General features: G+C 52.7%; 21 protein-coding genes, 1 tRNA gene and 5 pseudogenes. 14 read left to right on the top strand and 13 right to left on the bottom strand.

Annotated features, from left to right (window positions below; translation table 11 throughout):
- The first annotated feature begins 21 nt into the window (after nucleotides 1-21).
- Nucleotides 22-3,312, top strand: a complete 3,291-nt coding sequence (gene mscM / locus SGP1_RS02865) for a miniconductance mechanosensitive channel MscM (protein WP_011410174.1) — start codon at nucleotides 22-24, stop codon at nucleotides 3,310-3,312.
- Between the two features lie 173 nt (nucleotides 3,313-3,485).
- Here the strand turns inward: mscM and epmA are convergent, their stop codons facing one another.
- A complete protein-coding gene (gene epmA, locus SGP1_RS02860; RefSeq protein WP_011410173.1) occupies nucleotides 3,486-4,463 on the bottom strand; it encodes an elongation factor P--(R)-beta-lysine ligase in 978 nt (325 codons plus the stop codon).
- Between the two features lie 243 nt (nucleotides 4,464-4,706).
- Between epmA and SGP1_RS02855 the strand changes: the two are divergent.
- Nucleotides 4,707-5,243, top strand: a pseudogene (locus tag SGP1_RS02855) (lipocalin family protein).
- 392 nt (nucleotides 5,244-5,635) lie between these two features.
- Here SGP1_RS02855 and SGP1_RS02850 read toward each other — a convergent pair.
- Together SGP1_RS02850 and efp are read right to left on the bottom strand one after the other, a co-directional pair.
- Nucleotides 5,636-5,815, bottom strand: a complete 180-nt coding sequence (locus SGP1_RS02850) for an entericidin A/B family lipoprotein (RefSeq protein WP_041866584.1) — start codon at nucleotides 5,813-5,815, stop codon at nucleotides 5,636-5,638.
- 24 nt (nucleotides 5,816-5,839) lie between these two features.
- Nucleotides 5,840-6,406, bottom strand: a complete 567-nt coding sequence (gene efp, locus SGP1_RS02845; protein ID WP_011410172.1) for an elongation factor P — start codon at nucleotides 6,404-6,406, stop codon at nucleotides 5,840-5,842.
- Between the two features lie 45 nt (nucleotides 6,407-6,451).
- Here efp and epmB point away from each other — a divergent pair, with 45 nt between their 5' ends.
- Together epmB and SGP1_RS30575 are read left to right on the top strand one after the other, a co-directional pair.
- The gene (gene epmB / locus SGP1_RS02840; RefSeq protein ID WP_011410171.1) at nucleotides 6,452-7,480 is read left to right on the top strand and encodes an EF-P beta-lysylation protein EpmB; all 1,029 of its coding nucleotides are present in this window, start codon (nucleotides 6,452-6,454) and stop codon (nucleotides 7,478-7,480) included.
- Between the two features lie 17 nt (nucleotides 7,481-7,497).
- Nucleotides 7,498-7,668 carry a hypothetical protein gene (locus SGP1_RS30575; RefSeq protein WP_158302318.1) on the top strand — a complete coding sequence of 57 codons (171 nt, stop codon included), beginning with the start codon at nucleotides 7,498-7,500 and terminating at the stop codon, nucleotides 7,666-7,668.
- Here the strand turns inward: SGP1_RS30575 and SGP1_RS02835 are convergent.
- From SGP1_RS02835 to SGP1_RS02820, 4 genes are all read right to left on the bottom strand, one after another.
- Nucleotides 7,653-8,009, bottom strand: a complete 357-nt coding sequence (locus SGP1_RS02835; RefSeq protein ID WP_041866583.1) for a DUF4156 domain-containing protein — start codon at nucleotides 8,007-8,009, stop codon at nucleotides 7,653-7,655. The genes SGP1_RS30575 and SGP1_RS02835 overlap by 16 nt on opposite strands.
- A gap of 208 nt (nucleotides 8,010-8,217) precedes the next feature.
- Nucleotides 8,218-9,864, bottom strand: a complete 1,647-nt coding sequence (groL, locus tag SGP1_RS02830; RefSeq protein ID WP_011410169.1) for a chaperonin GroEL — start codon at nucleotides 9,862-9,864, stop codon at nucleotides 8,218-8,220.
- A 45-nt stretch (nucleotides 9,865-9,909) separates the two neighbouring features.
- On the bottom strand, nucleotides 9,910-10,203 hold the full coding sequence (locus tag SGP1_RS02825) for a co-chaperone GroES (protein ID WP_011410168.1): 294 nt from the start codon (nucleotides 10,201-10,203) through the stop codon (nucleotides 9,910-9,912).
- A 220-nt stretch (nucleotides 10,204-10,423) separates the two neighbouring features.
- Nucleotides 10,424-10,879 carry an FxsA family protein gene (locus SGP1_RS02820; protein WP_011410167.1) on the bottom strand — a complete coding sequence of 152 codons (456 nt, stop codon included), beginning with the start codon at nucleotides 10,877-10,879 and terminating at the stop codon, nucleotides 10,424-10,426.
- Between the two features lie 353 nt (nucleotides 10,880-11,232).
- Between SGP1_RS02820 and aspA the strand changes: the two are divergent.
- From aspA to SGP1_RS26450, 8 genes and pseudogenes are all read left to right on the top strand, one after another.
- Nucleotides 11,233-12,667 (top strand): annotated as a pseudogene (gene aspA / locus SGP1_RS02815) (aspartate ammonia-lyase).
- Nucleotides 12,668-12,731: 64 nt separating this feature from the next.
- Nucleotides 12,732-13,106 (top strand): divalent cation tolerance protein CutA, encoded by a 375-nt coding sequence (cutA, locus tag SGP1_RS02810; protein ID WP_011410165.1) that lies wholly within the window; start codon nucleotides 12,732-12,734, stop codon nucleotides 13,104-13,106.
- Nucleotides 13,082-14,854, top strand: coding sequence for a protein-disulfide reductase DsbD (locus SGP1_RS02805; protein ID WP_011410164.1), 1,773 nt, complete (start codon nucleotides 13,082-13,084; stop codon nucleotides 14,852-14,854). The genes cutA and SGP1_RS02805 overlap by 25 nt, the downstream gene beginning before the upstream one ends.
- Nucleotides 14,855-14,900: 46 nt before the next feature.
- The gene (dicD, locus tag SGP1_RS02800) at nucleotides 14,901-15,476 is read left to right on the top strand and encodes a division control transcriptional repressor DicD (protein WP_011410163.1); all 576 of its coding nucleotides are present in this window, start codon (nucleotides 14,901-14,903) and stop codon (nucleotides 15,474-15,476) included.
- A gap of 106 nt (nucleotides 15,477-15,582) precedes the next feature.
- A tRNA-Phe gene (locus tag SGP1_RS02795) sits at nucleotides 15,583-15,658 on the top strand.
- A gap of 222 nt (nucleotides 15,659-15,880) precedes the next feature.
- Complete coding sequence (locus SGP1_RS32540; RefSeq protein WP_243466151.1) at nucleotides 15,881-16,105, top strand: Rpn family recombination-promoting nuclease/putative transposase; 225 nt, start codon at nucleotides 15,881-15,883, stop codon at nucleotides 16,103-16,105.
- 30 nt (nucleotides 16,106-16,135) lie between these two features.
- Nucleotides 16,136-16,405 (top strand): hypothetical protein, encoded by a 270-nt coding sequence (locus SGP1_RS32535; RefSeq protein ID WP_243466150.1) that lies wholly within the window; start codon nucleotides 16,136-16,138, stop codon nucleotides 16,403-16,405.
- Nucleotides 16,406-16,542: 137 nt separating this feature from the next.
- Nucleotides 16,543-16,914, top strand: coding sequence for a GtrA family protein (locus SGP1_RS26450; RefSeq protein ID WP_243466249.1), 372 nt, complete (start codon nucleotides 16,543-16,545; stop codon nucleotides 16,912-16,914).
- Here SGP1_RS26450 and SGP1_RS26445 read toward each other — a convergent pair.
- Nucleotides 16,882-17,676, bottom strand: a pseudogene (locus SGP1_RS26445) (IS5 family transposase). The gene SGP1_RS26450 and the pseudogene SGP1_RS26445 overlap by 33 nt on opposite strands.
- Nucleotides 17,677-17,760: 84 nt before the next feature.
- Between SGP1_RS26445 and SGP1_RS02775 the strand changes: the two are divergent.
- Nucleotides 17,761-18,681, top strand: a complete 921-nt coding sequence (locus SGP1_RS02775) for a glycosyltransferase family 2 protein (protein ID WP_011410162.1) — start codon at nucleotides 17,761-17,763, stop codon at nucleotides 18,679-18,681.
- Nucleotides 18,682-18,762: 81 nt separating this feature from the next.
- Here SGP1_RS02775 and SGP1_RS02770 read toward each other — a convergent pair whose 3' ends face one another.
- Nucleotides 18,763-19,023, bottom strand: a complete 261-nt coding sequence (locus SGP1_RS02770) for a hypothetical protein (RefSeq protein ID WP_041866581.1) — start codon at nucleotides 19,021-19,023, stop codon at nucleotides 18,763-18,765.
- A gap of 837 nt (nucleotides 19,024-19,860) precedes the next feature.
- Between SGP1_RS02770 and SGP1_RS29015 the strand changes: the two genes are divergently transcribed.
- Nucleotides 19,861-20,100 carry a hypothetical protein gene (locus SGP1_RS29015; RefSeq protein WP_148203348.1) on the top strand — a complete coding sequence of 80 codons (240 nt, stop codon included), beginning with the start codon at nucleotides 19,861-19,863 and terminating at the stop codon, nucleotides 20,098-20,100.
- A gap of 419 nt (nucleotides 20,101-20,519) precedes the next feature.
- Here SGP1_RS29015 and SGP1_RS32530 read toward each other — a convergent pair whose 3' ends face one another.
- From SGP1_RS32530 to SGP1_RS02740, 4 genes and pseudogenes are all read right to left on the bottom strand, one after another.
- Nucleotides 20,520-21,080: a phage tail protein gene (locus tag SGP1_RS32530; RefSeq protein WP_243466248.1), complete on the bottom strand. Its 561-nt coding sequence runs from the start codon at nucleotides 21,078-21,080 to the stop codon at nucleotides 20,520-20,522.
- Between the two features lie 390 nt (nucleotides 21,081-21,470).
- Nucleotides 21,471-22,145, bottom strand: a pseudogene (locus SGP1_RS02750) (Rha family transcriptional regulator); the annotation flags it as partial.
- A 113-nt stretch (nucleotides 22,146-22,258) separates the two neighbouring features.
- Nucleotides 22,259-22,807 (bottom strand): annotated as a pseudogene (locus SGP1_RS02745) (lysozyme).
- On the bottom strand, nucleotides 22,807-22,983 hold the full coding sequence (locus SGP1_RS02740) for a phage holin family protein (RefSeq protein WP_041866578.1): 177 nt from the start codon (nucleotides 22,981-22,983) through the stop codon (nucleotides 22,807-22,809). The pseudogene SGP1_RS02745 and the gene SGP1_RS02740 overlap by 1 nt, the downstream one beginning before the upstream one ends.
- Between the last annotated feature and the right edge of the window lie 42 nt (nucleotides 22,984-23,025).

Below are 23,025 nucleotides of genomic sequence, written 5' to 3'. Positions count from 1 at the left end.
GTTAACTTGAGAGTTTTCACCTTGCGCCTGATTACGATTTTCCTTCTGGGGTGGCTACTGGCCTCCCCGGCCTTCGCCGCCAATCTGCCTGACGAGGGGCAGATCAAAAAAGATCTGCAGCAGGCGCAGGACGACAAAACCGCGCCAAATCAGGCGGCAATTGTCGAGGCGCTGCAGTCAGCGCTGAACGCCATCGCTGAAGGCAAAGCGTCCAGCACCAAAATCAGGGAATATCAAAAGGCTATTGATGATTTTCCGGCGCTTACCCGCCAGCTGCGCGACGAAAAAGACAGCGAACCGGACGAACCCGCCGCGCTCAGCCCCAAACTCGCCAGCAGCGAATTGAATCAGCGGCTATTGCAGGCCAATAGCCAGCTGATGGATTTAGCCGGTCAGCTACAGCAGGAGCAGGACCTGGCGCGCGCCATCAGCGACTCGCTGAGCCTGCTGCCCCAGCAACAGACTGAGGCGCGCAGGGCGCTGAACGATGTGGAGCAGCAGCTCCAGGCGTTGCCCACGCCGGGCTGGCCGCTGGAACAGGCGCAGGCCACCGCGCTGCAGGCGGAACAGGCCGCCCGCCGGTTGAAGGTGGAAGAGTTGGATTTCGCCCAGTTGAGCGCCAATAACCGCCAGGAGCTGTCGCGCCTGAGTGCTGAACTGCTGAAAAAACGCCATGACCGTGCGAATAAGGAGCAGCAGGCGCTGCGCAATCAGCTCAACAGCCTGCGTCAGCAGGAGGCGGAGCAGGCCATTGAGCACACCGAAATGCTGGCGGAGCAGGTCGGCGAGTTGCCCAAGTCAATCGGCAGCCAGTTGCAAACCAATCGCGAACTTTCCACAGCGCTAAATCAACAGGCGCAGCGCATGGATCTTATTGCCTCCCAACAGCGTCAGGCCGCTTCGCAAACCCTGCAGGTGCGCCAGGCGCTCACCACGCTGCGCGAGCAGGCGCAATGGCTGGATGAATCACCGGCGCTGGGGGAAACCCTGCGCGCCCAAGTATCCAGACTGCCGGAAATGCCGAAGCCGCAGCAGCTTGATAGCGATATGGCTCAGTTGCTTGTCCAGCGCCTGCATTTTGAAGATTTGATGAACAAGCTGCCGCAGCTCACCCAAGGCGCACAGGACGATGGTTCACCACTGACGCCGGCGCAACGCCGCATTCTAGACGCGCAGCTCACCACCCAGCGCAACCTGCTTAATGCGCTGCTGACCGGGTGCGACACTCAGATTCTGGAGCTCACCAAGCTGAAGGTGGCCAATAGCCAGCTTGAAGAAGCGATGAACGAGATCCAGGAAGCGGCCCACCGCTATCTATTCTGGGTGGCGGACGTAAGCCCGATTACGCTTTCCTATCCGCTGCATGTGGGACTTGATCTGCGCCGGCTGGTGACCCTGGACACCTTCAGCCAATTGACTCACGCGCTCGGCATGATGCTGACCAGCCAGGAGATGCTCATCCCACTCTTTGGGGCGCTGCTGCTGGTCGGTTTCAGCCTCAGTTCACGCCGGCATTATCATGCCTTTCTCGATCGATCCAGCAGCCGGGTGGGGAAAGTCAATCAAGATCATTTTTCCCTGACCCTGCGCAATGTGTTCTGGTCGGTGCTGGTCGCCCTGCCGCTCCCGGTCTTGTGGGCAGCGCTGGGATATGGATTGCGTCACTCCTGGCCCTATCCGGTAGCGGTGGCTATCGGCGACGGCGTCAGCGCCACGGTGCCGGTGCTGTGGGTGTTCATGGTGTGCGCTCACTTCGCCCGCCCGCAAGGGCTATTCGTCGTGCATTTCGGCTGGCCAAAGCAGCAGGTCAAGCGTGCGCTGCGTTATTACACCTTGTCTATTGGCATGATCGTACCGCTGATAATGGCGCTGATCTCCTTTGATAATTACAGCGAACGGGAGTTTGCCGGCACCCTGGGCCGATTATGCTTTCTGCTGCTGTGCGTCTGTCTGGCGCTGGTCACCAGCAGCCTGAAACGCGCCGGCCTGCCGCTGTATCTCGATAAGCACGGCGCCGGCGATAACGTCGTCAATCGTTCGTTATGGAATTTGATGATCTGCGCGCCTATCGTTGCCGCCGCCGCGGCGTGCCTGGGGCATCTGGCGACGGCGCAAGCGCTGCTGGCGCGGCTGGAAACCTCGGTATCGATTTGGTTTTTATTGCTGATTATCTATCACATCATCCGCCGCTGGATGTTCATTCAGCGGCGGCGCATTGCGTTTGAGCGCACCAAACAGCGACGCGCGGAAATGCTGGCCCAGCGGGCGCGTAATGAGGAAGATTTGTCGCAATCGCAGCTGAATGAGGTCGCCGCCGAGGTCGATGAGAAGGTGCTGGATCTCGATACCATCAGCGCACAGTCGCTGCAGCTGGTACGCTCAATTCTGACGCTGATTGCGCTGTTATCGGTAATTTTACTGTGGTCAGAGCTGCATTCGGCGTTTGGCTTCCTGGAAAATATCACCCTGTGGGATGCCACTTCAACTAACCAGGGGGTCGATAGCATCCAGCCGATTACGCTCGGCGCGGTACTGATCGCTATTCTTGTCTTCATTATTACCACCCAGATGGTGCGCAATTTACCCGCACTGCTCGAATTGGCACTGCTGCAGCATTTGGATTTAACCCCCGGGACCGGTTATGCCATTACCACCCTGACCAAATATGGCCTGATGCTGTTGGGCGGGCTTATCGGCTTTTCCATGATAGGTATCGAGTGGTCAAAATTGCAGTGGCTGGTGGCGGCCTTAGGCGTGGGGCTGGGGTTTGGTCTGCAGGAGATCTTCGCCAATTTTATTTCCGGCCTGATGATTCTGTTTGAAAAACCGATCCGTATCGGCGATACGGTGACCATTCGTAACCTGACCGGCAATATTACCCGGATCAATACCCGCGCCACGACGATCACCGACTGGGATCGAAAAGAAATCATCGTCCCCAACAAGGCCTTCATCACCGAACAATTCGTCAACTGGTCGCTGTCGGATACCGTCACGCGCGTGGTGTTGAACGTCCCCGCCCCGGCGAGGGCCAATATTGAACAGGTGACCCATATTCTGGTGCAGGCGGCGCGCCGCTGTCCGCTGGTGCTGGAGTTGCCGGCCCCGGAGGCCTTTTTGGTGGATTTACAGCAGGGCTTGCCGCTGTTTGAGCTGCGTATGCATGCGGCAGAAATGGGACATCGTATGCCGCTGCGCCACCAGGTGCATGCATTGATTCTGGAAGGCTATCACGCCCACGGTATGGAATTGCCCTTCCCGCCCTTTCAGCTGCGCCGGGATCAGATCAAGGCGGAAAGTGGCTCGCTCTGACGGCCGGAGTACCTGCCCCCCGGCCCCAGCGGCTGAGCGTTAGGTCCCGCCGGCACCGCGAAGTCAAAACAGCGGTGCCGACGGACGCAGGCGATAGCGGCGGCGTCGGGAAACGGGGGGAGCCTCTTCGTTACCGGCTGCGCCGGTCAGAGAAGCAGTCACAGCGATAGCGCTTAGGCGCGTTCCACCGCAAAGGCGATGACATCGCTCAAACGATCGGCCTTCAGCGCCAGCATGACCAGACGGTCCACGCCCAACGCCACCCCGGAACATTCCGGCATCCCCTGAGCCAGGGCCGCTAGTAAATTTTCATCGATAGGCTGCTCGCTCAGCTTCATCGCCACCCGCTTGCGATTATCCTGCTCGAAGCGTTGACGCTGCTCGCGCGCGTCGGTCAGTTCACAGAAACCATTCGCCAGCTCAATACCTTTAAAATACGCTTCAAACCGGTCCGCAACCCGATGATCCTCGGTGCTGATTTCAGCCAGCGCGGCCTGAGAGGCGGGGAAATGGTAAACGAAAGCCGGCTTATCGTGCCCGATATTGGGCTCCACCACCATCGCAAACAATAACTGCAGGAGCGTATCGCGATCGTCCTCCACCGAGGCCGCTTCACCAAGATCCCATTTGACCGCCGCGTCATACAGCTGCGCTTTGTCAGCCGATAAGGGATCGATTCCCACATGGCGAGTGAAAACCTGCTGATAGGAGAGCGTTTCCGCACTATCGCAATCGAGGATTTGCTGCAATAGATCGTCGACTTCATTCATCAGGCGGTACATATCGTAATGGGGGCGATACCACTCAAGCATGGTAAATTCCGGATTATGATAGCGGCCGGCCTCTTCATTACGGAAACTGCGGCATAGCTGGAAAAGGGGACCACTCCCGGCCGCCAGCAGACGCTTCATGTGATATTCGGGGCTGGTCATCAAATACAGCGGCATGCCGCCGGCCGCTCCCGGTCCGATAAAACAGGTCTGGAAAGGCACCAGATGGATATCCGTCACCGTGGCCTGGCTCATTGCCGGCGTTTCCACTTCGAGTAATCCGCGATCGCTGAAAAACCGCCGGATCTGGCCCACAATTGCAGCGCGTTTTAATAAATTGGCAATAGGCGCGCTTGGTTGCCAGCTGGCCGAATCGCTCATAGCTTTCCCTCCGTTAAACAGGGGATGCAGTCTACCTGTATCTTTGAGTGCAAACAAACATCGCGTCGCGCTTTACAACCGCTGCCGCACGCTCTCAGGCAGCGCGCTGACGCTTTCCATTATTAATACAACCACATGTCGTGCTTGACCTCAGGCCCCGCTCGCGGTTTATTTATCATTCCGGCACGCTATTCCCGGCCAAATACTACACTTAGCATTCATTTCCCTCATGGATTATGCGCTATGTCTGCATGGAGAAACCTTTCGCTGCTCCTCTCTTCGCTATTGTCTTTATCCTGTAGCGTATCGCCGCCCGCCGGCGTGCGCCCGGTGGAAAATTTTACCGTCGAACGGTATTTAGGCACTTGGATGAAATCGCCCGGCTTGATCATGCTTTTGAGCTCGGTCTGAGCCATGTTACCGCCCGATATGTCCTACAGCCTGACGGCAGTATTCAGGTTATCAATAAGGGTTATTCTGCCGCAAACAACGCTGGCAACAGAGTATTGGCAAGGCTTCCTCGGTTCACCCAAGACGGCATCGCTCAAGGTGTCTTTTTTCGGCCCTTTTTACGGGGGTTATCACGTGATCGCGCTGGATGAAGATTACCATTATGCGCTGGTTGCCGGGCCGAGCCACGATTATTTTTGGCTCCTGTCGCGTACCCCAACGCTGGACGTCCGGGCCAGGCAAGCGTTGCTGGAAACCGCAAGGAAGCTTGATTTCCCGGTGGATAACCTGATTTGGGTTAAGCAGGAGATGCCGCCACTCTCACCCTAAACCCCAATTGCGCCATCCCATACGCGATAAGCAGGCGCGGTTGGGAGCGAGCACAACGCTCAGGTGACGCGGGCGCCAATGACAGGGGTGAGCGCGATAACTGACGAGGAATTGACCCTTGCCAACGGCAAAACTGGGCCTTGGGCGACGCACAAGCCCTGGACATGAAAAAGGCGTGTGTAGCATGGAACCTAGCTAACGCAGGGGTAATAAAAAGACGGAAAGGGGTGGGAACAAAACGGGAGAGTGAAACGCCCCATCGGTGCAAAGGGATACGGCCAAGTACCTCCTATGGCCGTATCGCCAGATGGGCATCGCCAGTGCAGAATCACCCGGGACGCCGTCAGGGTGCCCTACGCCAAGGTGATACGTTGAACGCTACCGGGATGCCGTTACTGTGCTGCGCACTGAATCGCCTCACCACCCGCCTGGACATATTCGCCAAAGCCGCGGGTGGTATTACACCCGGCCAACGCCGTTAATGCCAAAGCGGCGAGCAGCAACAATCTAATCATCTTTGCCAACATGGTTTTCACATCCCACGAATGCCAAAAATCAGTAACTGCCGCCACGAGGGCGGCGTTTTCCGCACGGCGTTATTTAACCCGGGAGACATAATCGCCGGAGCGGGTATCGACTTTGATTACTTCGCCAATCTGCACAAACAGCGGCACTTTCACCACCGCGCCGGTGGTCAGCGTGGCCGGTTTGCCACCGGTGCCGGCGGTGTCGCCTTTCAGACCCGGATCGGTTTCCGTGATTTCCAGCTCCACGAAATTAGGCGGCGTCACGGCAATCGGCTGACCGTTCCATAAGGTCAGCACACATTCGGCCTGTTCCACCAGCCATTTGGCATTGTCGCCCACCACTTTGGCATCGGCGGCCAGCTGTTCAAAGTTTTCGTTATTCATGAAATGCCAAAACTCACCGTCGTTGTACAGGTAAGTCAGGTTGATATCCATCACATCGGCGGCTTCCACCGAGTCACCGGATTTGAAGGTTTTTTCCAACACTTTGCCGGAAACCAGCTTACGCAAACGGACCCGGTTGAACGCCTGACCTTTGCCGGGCTTCACGAATTCATTCTCAATGATCGCGCACGGCTCGCCATCAAGCATGATTTTAAGACCGGAACGGAATTCATTGGTACTATAAGACGCCATGGTGGTCCTCTTATCTTAATATAAACTTGGTAATTAAGCCAAAAAATGGCGCATATTATAACCCGAAATACGTCCGCTAGAGAAGATTGGTTACATCAACTTGCCGATGTCATTACCGACCCTATGCAACTTCTTCAGCTTCTCAGGCTCGAGGGGCACTCCGGCCTGCGCGAAGGCGCAGAGGCGCGGCGCCTGTTCCCGTTTCGCGTCCCCCGCGCTTTTGCGGCGCGCATGGTGACGGGCGACCCGGACGATCCGCTGCTGCGCCAGGTGATTACGGCGCGCGAGGAGTTCGATCCGACGCCGGGCTACAGCACCGACCCGCTGGACGAACAGCACAGCGTGGTACCCGGCCTACTGCACAAATACCAAAACCGCGCGCTGATGCTGGTAAAAGGCGGCTGTGCGGTCAATTGCCGCTATTGTTTCCGGCGCCATTTCCCATATCAGGAAAATCAGGGCAACAAAACAAACTGGCTGCGCGCCGCAGCCTATATCCGCCAGCATCCCGAACTGAATGAAATCATCCTTTCCGGCGGCGATCCGTTAATGGCTAAAGATCATGAGCTGGATGAGCTTATCTGCCTGCTGGAAGAGATCCCCCACCTGAAAACCCTGCGCATTCACAGTCGGCTGCCGGTCGTGATTCCGGCCCGTATTACCGCACGTCTATGCCAGCGATTGGCCGGCTGCCGGCTCAAGGTAGTGTTGGTAACGCACATCAACCATGCGCGCGAAATCGATGCCGCTCTGTGCGACAGTATGACACGGTTGCGCAATGCGCGAGTGACTTTACTTAACCAAAGCGTTCTGCTGCGCGGGGTCAATGATAGCGCCGACACGCTGGCGGCGCTGAGTGAAGCCTTGTTCGCCGCCGGCATTCTGCCCTACTACCTGCATGTTCTGGACAGGGTCCAGGGGGCGGCGCATTTCATGGTTGAAGATAAGCAAGCACGGGAGATCATGCAGCAGCTGCTGGAGAAAGTGTCAGGCTATCTGGTGCCACGACTGGCGCGGGAAATCGGCGGAGAGCGCAGCAAGACGCCGCTGGATCTGGGACTGCGGCAACGCTGATGGCGTAACGGCGCGCCGTGTTACGCGCCAGTGCGCCGGCCGACGCGCCTTGCATGGAGCATGCCGGGCTGTGCACCATTGCCCGGGCATGCAGCCGGGTAGCGCACCATGGCCTGCTAAAGACCGACGATGCACAGATGCCGGCAAACGCAGCTATCGCTGCCGCCTGGCATTACGGGCAGGTATAGACTTGCCCTTGAATTTTGCTGTCCAGCGGCACAAAACTTGCCAGGTAGGTTTCTTTCTTGCTGACCGGACTGGTGGCGCCGTAGATGACGTTGCCGCCCATCGCGGCCGCACGGTTTTTCAAATCATTGGCCGCACCGCGCATGGCGCTGTTTTCGCCGTTTTGGCCGGAAAGCCAGTTACTCTGGGTACCGGTAAGCTCGCCCAAAAGGCGGCAATCGCTGCCGGGCTGTTCATCAGTGAAACGCACCGACTGGCCGGCCGCCGTTAATTCATGTGTGCTGCCGCATCCCTCCACCAACAGACTGCCGGCACAAAGCATCATTAAGAATTTGGTCCGCATCTTTTTCCTCATGAGTTCCTGTAGGGTATGGCCTATTTGCTGTGCGCGCCACGCTTCCCGCCGTCGCGACCTACCCCATTTGTTCGGCTAGCCGCCCTGTGGACGCCCTGAGTTTATACCTTAAAACCCCCTTCGTTGATAATTTTTTACCAAAAAAACAAAACCCCCGGCAAGCCAGGGGTTTCAGAGCAACTAACGGTGCGGGGGGTTACATCATACCACCCATGCCGCCCATGCCACCCATGCCGCCTGCGCCACCCAGGTCAGGCTTGTCTTCTTTCGGCAGGTCGGTCACCATGCATTCGGTGGTGATCATCAGACCGGCGATAGAAGCTGCATATTGCAGCGCAGAACGGGTTACCTTGGTCGGATCCAGGATACCCATATCGATCATGTTGCCGTACTCTTCGGTAGCCGCATTGTAGCCGGTATTACCTTCGCCCGCTTTCACCTTATTGGCGATAACGGAAGGCTCTTCACCGGCGTTGGCGACGATCTGACGCAGCGGCGCTTCCATCGCGCGGCGCGCGACTTTGATGCCGACGTTCTGATCTTCATTGTCGCCACGCAGTTCAGCAATTCTGTTGGCTACGCGAATCAGCGCCACGCCGCCACCGGCAACTACGCCTTCTTCCACTGCAGCGCGAGTCGCGTGCAGGGCGTCTTCAACGCGCGCCTTCTTCTCTTTCATTTCGACTTCGGTAGCGGCACCAACTTTGATAACCGCAACGCCGCCTGCCAGTTTGGCCACGCGTTCTTGCAGTTTTTCACGATCGTAATCGGAGGTGGCTTCGTCGCGCTGCTGGTTGATTTGCGTAACGCGGCTATCGATCAGCGCTTTGTCGCCCTCGCCGTCAATGATGGTGGTGGTGTCTTTGGTGATAACGACACGTTTGGCCTGGCCCATATCTTCCAGGGTGGCTTTTTCCAGCTCAAGGCCGATTTCTTCGGAAATAACGGTACCCGCGGTCAGGATAGCGATGTCCTGCAGCATGGCTTTACGGCGATCGCCGAAGCCCGGAGCCTTGACGGCGGCGATTTTAACGATACCGCGCATGGTGTTCACCACCAGAGTCGCCAGCGCTTCGCCTTCAACATCTTCAGCAATGATCAGCAACGGTTTGCCTGCTTTGGCAACGGCTTCCAGCACCGGCAGCATTTCGCGGATATTGGAGATTTTTTTGTCGGCAAGCAGAATGAACGGGCTTTCCAGTTCAACGGCGCCGGTTTCCGGCTTGTTGACGAAATACGGGGAGAGGTAACCACGGTCGAACTGCATCCCTTCCACCACATCCAGCTCATCTTGCAGGCCGGAACCTTCTTCGACGGTGATGACACCTTCTTTGCCCACTTTCGCCATAGCTTCAGCAATCAGTGTACCGACGGTTTCATCGGCGTTGGCGGAGATGGTACCTACCTGAGCGATAGCTTTGGAATCGGAGCAAGGTACGGATAGTTTTTTCAGTTCTTCAACGGCAGCGATAACGGCTTTATCGATACCACGCTTCAGATCCATCGGGTTCATGCCGGCGGCAACGGCTTTCAGGCCTTCGTTGACGATAGACTGGGCCAGCACGGTTGCTGTAGTAGTGCCGTCACCCGCAGCATCATTGGCTTTGGAGGCAACTTCTTTCACCATCTGGGCGCCCATGTTCTCGAATTTATCTTCCAATTCGATTTCACGTGCAACCGAAACGCCGTCTTTTGTGATGACCGGCGCGCCGAAGGATTTGTCCAGAACCACATTGCGGCCTTTAGGACCCAGGGTCACTTTTACCGCGTCGGCCAGAACATTTACGCCGCGAAGCATTTTTACGCGAGCGTCGTTACCGAATTTTACGTCTTTAGCTGCCATTTCTATTTCCCTTAAATTCGTTCAGTTCAGATGATTACGCGCGGATTACTTCTCAACGATAGCCAGGATGTCGCTTTCGGACATGATCAGCACTTCATCGTTGTCGATTTTCTCAACCTTCACGCCATATCCGTCATTGAAAATCACGATGTCGCCTACCTTCACGTCCAGCGCTTTCACTTCGCCGTTTTCCAGGATACGGCCACGGCCCACAGCCAGTACTTCACCGCGAGTGGACTTGCCCGCCGCGGAACCGGTCAGCACGATGCCGCCCGCAGATTTGGCTTCGATTTCTTTACGCTTAACGATAACGCGATCATGTAATGGACGAATTTTCATTGATAGCTCCCCTTGAGAAAGTCCGTATCAGTTTTTTTGGGATGAATGCCGGGCATGACGTCATGCCCGGCCTCGTGATGATTAAAATGGGGGCGTTCGGTGAGGCTTCAAGGGGGTAAAAAAAAAAATTTTCACTTAAGCGATCAAATTTTCGCCATAATAGATTTAAAATTAATTTAATCAATAAGTTATATATTTTCACTTTAGCCTCTTTTTTTCGTTATTTCTCGTCGTCGCGCCGGTCGTTTAACCTGTCGTGAGGAAGGTCATGGCGATGATATTCTCCCTCAAAGGTGTCTCCCCCGGTCCCCGGCCCACGTTGGAAACGCAGATAGGGCAACAGGCGCAACGTCAACAGGTTTTGTGTTGGCGGCAACAGGAGCAGCAATCCGAGAAAATCGGTGAAAAATCCGGGTAACAGCAGCAAAAATCCCGCCAGCAGCAGTGAAACGCTTTTGATCATCTCGCCGGCGGGGCTCTCTCCGCGGGCCAATTTGACCTGCATCTGCCCCAAAATGCGCAGCCCCTGGGCGCGCACCAGCGATACGCCGATAAAAGAGGTGGCGATCACCAGCAACAACGTCGCCAGCACGCCAAGCACATGAGCGACCTGTATAAAAAGGGAAATCTCAATGTAGGTAATGATAAAAATAACGATTAACGGTATCCAGCGCACCGAATTCTCCTGTGTTGTCGATTTCGGCGGCGAAAAACGCCGGCCGAAAGGGCGAAAATTCGCCACCGCAAAAAATGAGCCTTGTTGCCGGCTTGTCTTAATGTAATGGTATCCCTTAAGACACTTTTCAAGCGAGACACCGGGTCGTGGCCCGGCAGGGTAATATGCCCCTGACGCTAACTGGTTAAATAAAAAAGATTAACTAAGCGTGATCGACTTAATGGTCTTGTCTTAATGACAGAATATAATGGCAAAAATAAAATCAACGTCAGTTCAAGACACTACAAATAGTAGATATTAACCCATTTTATTTTAACATTAATGATAAAGAACGACAATTACAAGTAAGACGCATGTCAACCCTCATCCGTATCGAAGAAGACCTGCTTGGCACCCGCGAAGTGCCGGCTGACGTCTATTATGGCATTCATACCCTGCGCGCCAGCGAGAATTTCTACATCAGCAACACACGTATCAGCGATATTCCCGAGCTGGTACGCGGCATGGTGATGATCAAAAAAGCCACCGCGCTGGCCAATAAAGATTTGAAGACGCTGCCGCGCGATATCGCGGATATCATCGCCCGCGCCTGCGATGAGGTGCTGGTCCGTGGCCGCTGCATGGATCAGTTTCCGGTAGATGTATTTCAGGGCGGCGCCGGCACCTCGGTCAATATGAATACTAATGAAGTGCTGGCCAATATCGGCCTGGAGCTGATGGGCCATCAGAAAGGAGAATACCTATTCCTCAATCCCAACAATCATTTAAACTTATGTCAGTCTACCAATGACGCTTATCCCACCAGGTTTCGCCTGGCGGTTTATCATGCGCTCCAGCGCCTAGTGGAAGCGATCGATTACTTGGGGGCGGGCTTTGAGCAGAACACGCAGCAATTCGCCGGTATTTTGAAAATGGGCAGAACACAGCTGCAGGACGCGGTCCCCATGACGCTCGGACAGGAATTCCACGCGTTTAACGTATTACTCAAAGAGGAAAACAAAAACCTGCTGCGCACCGCGGAATTGCTGCTGGAAGTGAATCTAGGAGCGACCGCCATCGGTACCCGGCTCAATACCCCGGAGGGGTATCAGGCGCTGGCGGTGGAAAAACTGGCGCAGATTAGCGGCCTTCCCTGCGTGCCGGCAGAGGATTTGATTGAGGCCACCTCCGATTGCGGCGCCTATGTCATGGTCCATAGCGCGTTGAAACGCCTGGCGGTGAAGCTATCTAAAATCTGCAACGACCTGAGGCTGCTGTCCTCAGGGCCGCGGGCCGGCCTCAACGAAATCAATCTGCCCCAACTGCAGGCGGGATCGTCCATCATGCCTGCTAAAGTCAACCCCGTACTGCCGGAAGTGGTGAATTAGGTGTGCTTCAAGGTCATCGGCAACGATACCTGTATCACCATAGCGGCGGAAGCGGGTCAGTTGCAGTTGAACGTCATGGAACCGGTTATCGGCCAGGCGATGTTCGAGTCTTTGCATATTCTTACCAATGCCTGTTACAACCTGCAGGATAAATGCATCGGCGGCATTACTGCCAATCAGGCCTTGCGAGCAATATGTCTTTAATTCCATCGGCATCGTGACCTATCTCAATCCGTTCATCGGCCATCATAATGGCGACATCGTCGGCAAAATCTGTGCCGAGACCGGGAAGAGCGTGCGGGAGGCCATGCTTGAGCGCAGTCTGCTTAGCGCCGCGCAGCTGGGCGATATTTTCTCGCTGCAAAACCTAATGCATCCGGAATACAAGGCCAAGCGCTATCCCGACGACACCCCGTCCTGAGCCCTGCACTGTCGCCGGCGGCGCGAACAGGCTATAATGCCCGCCAGCGTTTTCCATACAAGGGGTGATAATGGCAGATAACCCAGAGGGCAAGCCGGGCGGTAAACGCCTACAGGCCGACGATCCGGGCTGGCGTCTCATCCTTTGCACTGCGCCCGATGACGTCTGTGCCCACGCCATCGCCCGGCGCTTACTGGCCGATAAACTCGCCGCCTGCGTCACGCTGTTGCCCGGCGCCACATCGCTCTATTACTGGCAGGGCGCGCTCAAACAGGAGGCCGAGGTGCAGCTGCTTATCAAAAGCCATGCGGCCCTGCAGCAAGCGGTGTTTGCACAAATCAAAGCCCATCATCCCTATCAAACCCCGGAGTTATTGGTCATGCCCGTCATAGGCGGCGATCCCGATTATCTATCATGGCTCAACGACGCTTTACGCTGATATTGCTGGCATGCCTGACGTGCCTGCCGCTGCTGCCCGCCCATGCCGCCTTGTTCGGCAATTCTCACGGCAACCAGTTCATTCCTGCGGAACAGGCGTTTCGCTTCGACTTCCGCCAGCAGGGTTCGCAATTAACGCTAAGCTGGGACATCCATCCCGGCTACTATTTGTACCGCCAGCAGATCCGGCTGGAGCCGGTCAATGCGACCCTCGGAGCTTTCACGTTGCCTGCCGGCAGCCGCCACCATGACGAATTTTATGGCGATGATGTAGCTATCTACCGCGATGAGCTGAATATTACGCTACCGTTGGCGCAGGCCCAAAACGACAGTCAGCTTCGCGTCACTTGGCAAGGCTGTGCGGAAGCGGGCTTTTGCTATCCGCCGGAAACCCAGGTGATCCCGTTGTCGGCCATAGCCGCAGCACCGCCAAGCGGGACTGGTATAGGAAGCACCGCCCTCATTCCGGCACCGCCGCCCGCCGGCGGCCAAGGCATTATTACTCCGGCGCCCCCGCCCCAAAGCAATAACCTGCCCTTCTCCCCGCTGTGGGCTCTGCTTATTGGGATTGGTATCGCCTTCACACCCTGTGTGCTGCCGATGTATCCGCTGATTTCCGCGGTGATTCTGGGCAACCGGCTGCAACTCAGCACCGCTCGGGTATTGCTGTTGGCCGTTGTCTACGTGATGGGAATGGCCATCACCTACACGCTATTAGGTGTCGCAGTAGCCGCCGCCGGCCTGCAATTTCAGGCCGTGCTCCAACAGCCCGCCCTGCTGATCGGGCTTGCCGCACTGTTTATTCTGTTGGCGTTGTCGATGTTCGGCGTCTTTACCCTGCAACTCCCCTCGGCGCTACAGACCCATTTGGCGCTATGGAGCAACCGCCAGCGTCAGGGGACCTTACCCGGCGTCTTTATCATGGGCGCGCTGGCAGGGCTGTTTTGTTCCCCTTGTACTACCGCGCCGCTGAGCGCCATTTTACTCTACATCGCCCAAAGCGGTAATCTGTGGTTCAGCGGTTTCACCCTGTGGCTGTATGCGGTGGGGATGGGCATTCCTTTGATATTGGTCGCGCTGTTCGGCCATCGGCTGCTACCCAAAAGAGGCCCCTGGATGCAGCAGGTCAAACAGGGATTCGGCTTCGTTATTCTGGCGCTGCCGGTGTTCTTGCTGGAGCGTGTTCTGGGCGATAGCTGGGGCACGCGGCTCTGGAGCCTGCTGGGGGTAGCGTTTTTCGGCTGGGGCTTCCTGCTGTGCCTGCAGGCCCGCTGGCGCGGCGCCCGGTGGTTGGCGGTGCTAATGCTGGGCCTGACCTTGATAAGCGCTCGGCCGCTACAGGATTGGCTCTGGGGCGCACCGGCCGACATGACATCAACGACCGGCGCTGCTCCAGTGTTCCAGCCCGTGCAAACGCTAGCGCAAATCACCCAGGCACTCAACGCCGCGCCCGGCAAGCCGGTGATGCTGGATCTGTACGCCGACTGGTGCGTGGCCTGTAAAGAGTTTGATAAATATACCTTTCGCGATCCCGCCGTCGTAGAACAAATGAGCCGCTTCACTCTGCTCCAGGCGGATGTCACCGCCAATGCGCCGGTGCAAAGAATGCTGCTTGGCCAACTGCAGGTGATAGGTCTGCCGACGATTCTGTTTTTTGATAGCCGCGGCCACGAAATACCCGGCTCGCGGCTAACCGGTTATATGAACGCGGCAGATTTTACGCGACATTTGCGGAAACTGGCCCCGTGAGCGACACTCAGGCAAGGCAACCGCCGGTTAACCAGCAGGAGGAAACGTGCAACGAGAACACATACGCGATCGGGCGCTAAGCCTACTTGAACAATGCGGTTTCGCGCGGGTTTCATTACCGATGCTGGCCGATGAACTGACGCTGCCGCTAACGGAATTGAGCGTTTACTGGCCGGATCGGGAAGCGTTACATCATGATTGCCTAACGTATCATGCCGGCCAGGTCGACGACTGGCGCAGCCGCGTATTGCAGGATGAGGAGATGGATGCACAGCAAAAACTGCTGGCGCGCTATCGTATTCTGGCAGAACAGGTTGAGCAACAGCGTTACCCCGGCTGCCTGTTTATCGCCGCCTGCAGCTTTTATCCCGAAACAATGCACCCCATTCATCAGCTGGCTGAACGGCAAAAACACGCGTCCTACCGCTACACCCGGGCGCTGCTGGTAGAGCTAGAGGCTGACGATCCGACCATGGTCGCTCAGCAAATGGAGCTGGTGCTTGAAGGTTGCTTGAGTAAACTGCTGGTCAAACACAACGCCCAGGATGTGGCGGTTGCACGTCGCCTGGAGGAGGATATTCTACGTTTGGCGCTGTGCCGTAAAAACGGCACCCTAAGCTGAATTTTCCCCATTTTGCCTGAAAACTCAGCAATTGGCAGCTGTTTCGCGTATTTCCAGGATAAACCCGTTGACGAAATGGAGCCAATACGGTTTAATGCGGCCCGTTGCCCGGATAGCTCAGTCGGTAGAGCAGGGGATTGAAAATCCCCGTGTCCTTGGTTCGATTCCGAGTCCGGGCACCACGATTTCAAGGGGTTACATAAGTAGCTTCTTACCCTTCAGAATATTTCAGAATAACTCGTTCCGTAATTTGCATAACCATGCAGTACAGCTTACATTCCTCGCCTCGACAAAATCACCTAATCGTGCCTGCAATCTGCTATGGTAGAGGCTGAGAGACGAACCATTCGGCAACTGGTGCGCAAGCGTGAGAACGTGGATAGCGTGATGAGTGAATCGATAGCTTGCTCACCGATACGCTGACCCAATGGCTCGATTGCTTTACTGACCCTGAACTGGCAGAATCATTCTACAGGCAAGCATTCTCGCTGGTTGATATCACGGCTATGCCGGATGATCAAATACTGTCTCATCAGCGGGTAGCGCTGCTAGAGTTAGTACAGAAGCACATCCGAGCGCGGGATATGCTAGAGCTAGCCGCTGATATAGCTAGCCTGCTCAATCTATGAGCGATACCGAAAGAACAGTTCCGTAGCCTGATGTACTATATTGCAGAGCGGGGAAATACTTCGGATGAATCGCAATTTCTACAGCATATCGCCGCCAAAGCCACTGACTATCAGGAGGACATCATGACCATTGCAGAGCAGCTTGAAGCTAAGGGCATCCAGCTTGGCGAGCAGAAAGGGCGTCAGGAATCTGCACGCAGTATCGCTTGCCAGATGCTTGCCCGTGGTATGGAGCATGATGTCGTAAAGGTTTGCACTGCCCTATCCGATCATGACCTGGATGATTTGATGAGTCGATAATTTCTACGCTAAATTTTCACAACCGACAGTCCCAGAGAAAGATTGGGGCAAAGGGATATTCTGTGCCCTCTAAATTTATCAGATACACCACTATTGGTATAATCAATACAGCCATACATTGGGTTGTTTTTTTATGCATGATAGATGCATTCAAGTATGAGCAATCAGTTAGCAATTTTGTAGCGTTCATATCTGCTGTTACTTTTTCTTTCTTCGTCAATTCAAAGCTAACCTTCAAAAAGCGCCCTACAACAACAGGCTATATGATTTACATAGGTATTATGGGCTTTTTGAGTATCCTTTCGGGATATGTTGGCGATCGTTGTAATACATCTCCTATGTTCATGTTAATATCATTCTCTGTAATAAGCTTGGTGATTGGTTACTTCAGTGCAAAACACTTGGTATTTAAGGATAACACGGCTTTGTTGAATAAATCAGAACTTGTGACTACGCCCCCCCTAGCAGATCGATTGTTATGCGATCCGGATGCTGTTCGGCATTCCTAACAGCGTCATTTTGTTAAGCGCTTTGACCATCGCCATTGCCTCACCTACCTTCGCATCATAGTCACGCAGACTTAGATGATAGCCCACTTGCTTTTTCCATACATCGTTACTGCCGCTTAGACGCTGATTCGCAACGGCGTAGTTACGCTCATGGTATCGGTCTGGCCAATATTGCGCCCCACCTCGTGGAGGAATAAGAGGCCTTATTTTCTTCCTCAGCAGAGCATCATGACAGTAGCGGGTATCGTAAGCGCCATCAGCCGACGCTTCCCTGATTTTCCGCTGGTCTGGTTTATCAGAGCTGGTAGGGCCTGAGCATCCGTCGTACCGCTGAGCGATAAGTCAGCACAGATAATCTCATGCGTTACACTGTCTGTGGCTATATGCAGCTTACGCCACACCCTCCGTCTGTCGGCACCATGCTGTCGGACTTTCCATTCGCCTTCGCCAAAGACCTTCAGGCCGGTTCCGTCAATGACTAGAGGTGAGATTTCACCACGGGTCGGCGTTTTTATGCTGATCTTAACTGTCTTTGCTCGCTTGCTGATCAGCGAGTAGTCTGGGTATCTTAGCGGCAGCACCATCAGTTTAAATAGCCATATCTGTGTAGTGAAGCGGCCGGCCACGCCCGCCGTTCAGGCGTTGTTTTTTCCGTCCATGCAACAATTGCCGACTCATCCAGCCATATCGTCAGAGCCCCGCGCTGCTTGAGAGCTTTGTTTAAGTGGACCAGTTGGTTATTTTAAACTTTTGCTTTGCCATGGAGTGCAGATGTTGAAATGACGGTAGTGATCTGAGCAGACGATTACCTAAAAATTATATTTATTCAACAAAGCCGGATAACACATGAAGATTTCGTTAGTTGTCCCTGTTTTTAATGAAGAAAAATCCATACCGATTTTTTATAAATCGGTAAGAGAATTTCCAGAGCTAAATCAATATAATATAGAGGTAGTGTTCATTAATGATGGTAGTACAGACAATACTGAGAGCTTGATTAATGTATTAGAAATATCTGATCCAATGGTTAAGGCTATCAGCTTTACTCGAAACTTTGGTAAAGAACCTGCACTTTTCGCAGGATTAGAACATGCCACTGGAGATGCAATTATATCCATTGATGTAGATTTACAAGATCCGTTAAATATCATACCACAGATGATTGAGAAGTGGCGAGCAGGTGCTGATGTTGTACTGGCTAAACGCATTGACCGTACGACTGATGGGAAATTAAAGCGAAAAACGGCAGAATGGTTTTACAGACTACACAACAAAATCAGCACGCAAAAAATTGAAGAACATGTTGGTGACTTTCGTTTGATATCACGTGAAGTCGTAGAAAATATTACGTGTTTGCCTGAACGTAACCTTTTCATGAAAGGTTTGCTGTCATGGATGAGCGGAAAAGTAGAAATGGTTACATACACTCGTGCTGAGCGATCAGCCGGATCAAGCAAGTTTAGTTGGTGGAAATTATGGAATTTAGCTCTTGAAGGGATAACATCTTTTTCAACTATCCCTTTAAGAATGTGGACGTATATCGGTTTTGGTGTCGCTTCACTTTCTTTTCTATATGGCCTATGGATGACGGTTGACAAATTACTATTTGGTAACCCAGTCCCAGGTTATCCATCATTGATGGTAGCCATTCTATTTATTGGTGGAGTGCAATTAATCGGTATCGGGGTGCTGGGTGAATATATTGAACGAATATATATTGAAACAAAAAACAGACCTAGATATGTTATAGCTAAAAAGAGACATTAACTATGAACACATTCTCATTAAATACAAAAATATTCATAATGGTGAATGTCTTAATTTGCTTTTTCTTTTCCTGCTTTTTTGTTACCTTTCATTTTTCTGCTGACGGAGATGTTGCAAATACACCAACCACATGGAATGAAGTAAGTAAATATGGGATTTTAGCATTAAAGTACTGGGGGCGAACAACGGATAGTTGGTATCTATCTGTATATCCAATACATTATATCCTTTTTTATTTTTTGGAGCATCAACAACTATAATAAAATTTACAATGAAACGAAAAAAAATTTCTTTTTTGTTAGCTCCCATCTTATCAAGCTTTGCTTTCAGTGTAGTATACATTGCTCAGCCAGCATCGCATAACATTACAAATCTCTATGGTTTGTTTTGTGTTTTACTTTTTATATTTAACACAAAAAAAACTATAAATGTAAAGGATGTCATTCCTTGTTTTTTTCAATAATTGCAGCTGTATCAGATTCTTGGTTTCTTCCTTCATACTATTTGCCATTGCTTATTTCCATTACATATAAAGCATTTTATAAAAAAGAAAAAGATATTCTATCATTTACCTTAATGATATTTACAGGGATATTACTATTTAGCCATGTAATAGAGAAAGCACTTGGGATTTCTGTAGTATCATTTTCGTTAGGGGCCTATTCCGCAATGGTTTAGTAATATATATTGGCTAATGTATGGATTCGGTGGTATGGTTAATATCTTTTTTATTAATAATCCCAAAACCTACATTCTGTCTGCATCTATATTTTTATTGCTTACATTTTATGCAATATACAAATCCCATGTAATCAGCTCATTAAAAATACTCATTACATTATCTTTGCTTGGCATCATGCTATCCTTTATCATTGGTTCTGCTGAAGGCGCAGAAAAACATGCTCGATTTTTTGTGAATATAATATATTTAGGTCTTTCTATTATATTTACCGTAGTCATTAAATCAAAAAATAATTAGTGTATTTTTTATCGCTATTTTATCTTATCTCAAATTTATTCTCATACTCAAGAACCCAAAAAACTACTACCCTGGTCCACAAATCAATTATATACCTTTGTTAAGGAGAACAACCTAACCTATGGTTATGGTCCTTATTGGGGTACTCAAGCATTGGCTGTCAGTTGGATTTCAGGATGGCATAACATTAACGACCTGTAATGTTCGATAAAAAAAACGGCTCTATAATATTTTCAGGACGAGCCCAGACTTTCACATATTGGTATAATAATAGTCATAAAGGAAGAACTTTTATTGCCATCATGAAAGATGTTGAAGAGTGTCATGACTTAGATAGATGCTTAATCGGAGTAAAACATCAACTAGGAGAGCCTGATGAAATACTAACTCATAAAGATATGACGTTTTATATATACAACAACGGCATATCTATTAAATAATCTATGAAACCAATATTCAGTATATATTGACATTTATATTTTTTCATGTATTCATATACATTGTAGCTACCTCATCATGCCGTTTAAATCAAAGAAGCAGTAAGACCTGCTTCTTATTCTACTACAAGCTACACAGGTGGATTTACGATTGCATTTCTAATCATTGTAAAACCATTATCATCATAGAAAAAACCATTTAGCTTATTATAATACATCCTTGGCTGACAAAATGTTTTCTCGTCGTACCTGACGGCGTAGTAGCCTTGGCGTTGATAGTCATCGCTGGAGACAATGATATTTTCAACCCTGTTTCTGTTTTCAGGTATCAGCGCATACGATCCTGTGTGTTCCTTCATGAGTACTCTTCGACAATAATCAGGCCATCGCCACCACGACCGGAAGCATAGCGCGTATTCTCATCAACATAAGATCCCATAGCCACCATCCAGTGAAACACCGTCTGCCGATGCGGCTCCGCCCGTACCCACTTCAACACTCACGGACGAAAACGACGTTGCATTCAGTAACGCCTCTGCATAGGCCCCGGCCGCGCCGGCTACCGAACCACGGTTTTGTTTGGACATGCCTGCACCGCCGCCGCCAGCGCTCCAGCATTTCACGCGGATTTTCCGTGTCCCCGGCGTGGGAGTATAGATGCCGCTTTTGGTGAAGGACTGGATATTCAGCAGGCGGCCACCACTGAGAGTATCGGCGAGCGCTTTCACCGCCTTGGGCGTGGCGGCCATCGTCTCGCTGTCGCTGTGGGTGGCGTTGCTGAGTTGGGTGATGCCCGCAACCGAAGTGGTCGCATTCACGATACGCGGCACAAGGCCACTGCCGTCGCCAACAATCTCTCTCGACTCACCCTTGGGCACCAAAACACCCGCTCCCGCTTTCGTGCGACAAATCAGCGAGCCACTGCCCGTGCATTGATTCACCACCGTCCAGCTCGTCTGCCACGCGGGGAAAATGACCGCCATATTGGCCTTCAGCTCACCTGTAAGCACGATACGCGCCTTGGCCGACTGTAACGTGGTCAGCGTCACATCCGCCTTTACCAGCCCGGATAGCGTGGCAATACCGTAGTTTTCTGCCGGTACCCTGCCCGTCAGCCGGTCGTCTGCCACCTCGGGATTATCCAGATTGTTATCGACGGTGTTCAGCCAGAAACCGCTGTTCTCCACGTTCGGGATTTTCGCACCGGCAGGATAACCGCCGATGGCGTTGGCAAACGCCGCATCAAACGGGTAGCCCGCCCCGGCATTGGCCCAGCGACCCATCGCCGAGAGTTCATTGAGGATACCGTTAAAGTCCTTGCCGCTGCGCGGAATGCCGCCCGAGACTTTGGGCACCATCGTTTCCGGCGGAAGGTGCTGTTCTTCAATCAATGGCTGACGATGGTTTTTGTTGAATATTCCCATCAGCGTGGCCTTGCGTTGCTCGAAGTCCCAGCCCATGCCAATAAATACCGTATTGGCGCGTTGCAATTCGGTAATGCAGTGGATCTGCTCTGGTGTCAGATAGTCACGGATGGCCTCTTTCTTACCTATTTCATGGTGGACACGAAATTTCGCAGATGTCATACCAAGTGCAATGCGGTTTATTAAATCAGCCTCGTTGCTGAAGTGGTGTGGCGCGATGGTTTTCCCCTGTGCTTCGCGTTCGTGCTTGATGGTATCGGTCATTGGGCGGTACTCAAGCCAGGCAGTATTGCGATCCATCTTCCTGCCCGCTAATACCTTGCGCATACGGAAGAACTCGGAAACCCGCTTCTTCTTGAATGCACGAACAGCATCATTGTTGCGCATGTAGGTAATTAAGAGTGTAGTTTGCTGCTCGTTGAGAAATGCAACACGAAGAGGCTTGCCACCGCCTTGACTTCTTTCAACCATACGGATTTCAAATCCGAATGGCCCGAACTCTTCCAGATCAGCTTTGTTGCGGTCAACAAGCTTGATAATGGTGTCATGATCTTTCTTAACACCTTCAGCAATCGCCATAGTATTCGCTACAAGATCAAATTTCTTTATTTCTACTAATTGCATCGCTTATTTCCTTTTGGTGATAGAGCCTGCCTCGTAGACATGAGTGGCCCAAGAGGGGTTAGCGATGAAACCGCCACTCTGTCTCAGGCTCATATCCCGAAAGACTCTTGGTTTTATGCGCACGAGGATGCGCAGGCGAAAAAAAGCCCCGCGGAATGCGAGGCCCATTGGTTTGGATTAAAGAATGACAGAGGCTTCAGTACAAAACTCGCGCTCTACTGCCCGCCGACTGACCAGTCCCTTCGAGACCTTGCCGTCAATATACTTCCAGCGCCGCATCTCGTCACAGGCACCGGCTCTGTCTCCGGCGTTCAGCGTCTTCAGTAGCGTAGAGCGCACAAACGCCCCGCTGCCGACGTTGTAGACGAACGAGGCCAGCGCAGCTTTTTGGCTCTCAGTCAGTGGTACGGTAACATTGGCGTCAACGACGGCCATTGCCGCTTTCAGGTCACTCTCCAGTAGGGCCTGGCATTCCTCAGCGCTATAGCGTTTACCGGGAACGATATCGCTATGGTATGCCCATAACAGACCGACAACACACCACCGGAATCCCGATAGGGCGTGTAGCGCACGCCTTCGTGCCATTGGATGAGTACGGTCGCTAATGCGATAGCGCCGCCTACTGTGGCTTTTATCACTCGGTTACGCAGCTCGGGATTCATTAGTCGCGCTTCGTCCTAAAACGGTATTCTTTATGCCGGTAAATCCAGTTCAGCAGGAAGGTCGCCAGCGTACAGGCGATACCGGTAATCAATGCCCATTCACTGAGCGAGAACGCACCCAGCAGGCACGTGACAAGGGCCCAGCTATAGGCATAGCCGGTAGTAAATTTTTCCATTGGGATTATCGGGGTTATTGGTCCGGGGGTGACTATCGGTCA

The sequence above is a fragment of the Sodalis glossinidius str. 'morsitans' genome (assembly GCF_000010085.1).
In the GTDB taxonomy this organism is placed as follows: Bacteria; Pseudomonadota; Gammaproteobacteria; order Enterobacterales; family Enterobacteriaceae; genus Sodalis; species Sodalis glossinidius.
Note: the sequence above shows the minus strand (reverse complement) of the source record. Positions and strands in the feature narration are given on the sequence as shown.

Excerpts from the sequence above, each read along its gene's own strand:
- epmA (WP_011410173.1), bottom strand. The coding sequence starts at position 4,463 with ATGAGCGATTCGGCCAGCTGGCAACCAAGCGCGCCTATTGCCAATTTA.
- efp (WP_011410172.1), bottom strand. The coding sequence starts at position 6,406 with ATGGCGTCTTATAGTACCAATGAATTCCGTTCCGGTCTTAAAATCATG.
- epmB (WP_011410171.1), top strand. The coding sequence starts at position 6,452 with ATGGCGCATATTATAACCCGAAATACGTCCGCTAGAGAAGATTGGTTA.
- SGP1_RS02835 (WP_041866583.1), bottom strand. The coding sequence starts at position 8,009 with ATGCGGACCAAATTCTTAATGATGCTTTGTGCCGGCAGTCTGTTGGTG.
- groL (WP_011410169.1), bottom strand. The coding sequence starts at position 9,864 with ATGGCAGCTAAAGACGTAAAATTCGGTAACGACGCTCGCGTAAAAATG.
- SGP1_RS02825 (WP_011410168.1), bottom strand. The coding sequence starts at position 10,203 with ATGAAAATTCGTCCATTACATGATCGCGTTATCGTTAAGCGTAAAGAA.
- SGP1_RS02805 (WP_011410164.1), top strand. The coding sequence starts at position 13,082 with ATGGCTCAACGACGCTTTACGCTGATATTGCTGGCATGCCTGACGTGC.
- SGP1_RS32535 (WP_243466150.1), top strand. The coding sequence starts at position 16,136 with ATGTACTATATTGCAGAGCGGGGAAATACTTCGGATGAATCGCAATTT.
- SGP1_RS26450 (WP_243466249.1), top strand. The coding sequence starts at position 16,543 with ATGATAGATGCATTCAAGTATGAGCAATCAGTTAGCAATTTTGTAGCG.
- SGP1_RS02775 (WP_011410162.1), top strand. The coding sequence starts at position 17,761 with ATGAAGATTTCGTTAGTTGTCCCTGTTTTTAATGAAGAAAAATCCATA.
- SGP1_RS02770 (WP_041866581.1), bottom strand. The coding sequence starts at position 19,023 with ATGTATACTACACTGAAAGCAAAGCTTGATAAGATGGGAGCTAACAAA.
- SGP1_RS29015 (WP_148203348.1), top strand. The coding sequence starts at position 19,861 with ATGTTCGATAAAAAAAACGGCTCTATAATATTTTCAGGACGAGCCCAG.
- SGP1_RS32530 (WP_243466248.1), bottom strand. The coding sequence starts at position 21,080 with ATGGCGGTCATTTTCCCCGCGTGGCAGACGAGCTGGACGGTGGTGAAT.
- SGP1_RS02740 (WP_041866578.1), bottom strand. The coding sequence starts at position 22,983 with ATGGAAAAATTTACTACCGGCTATGCCTATAGCTGGGCCCTTGTCACG.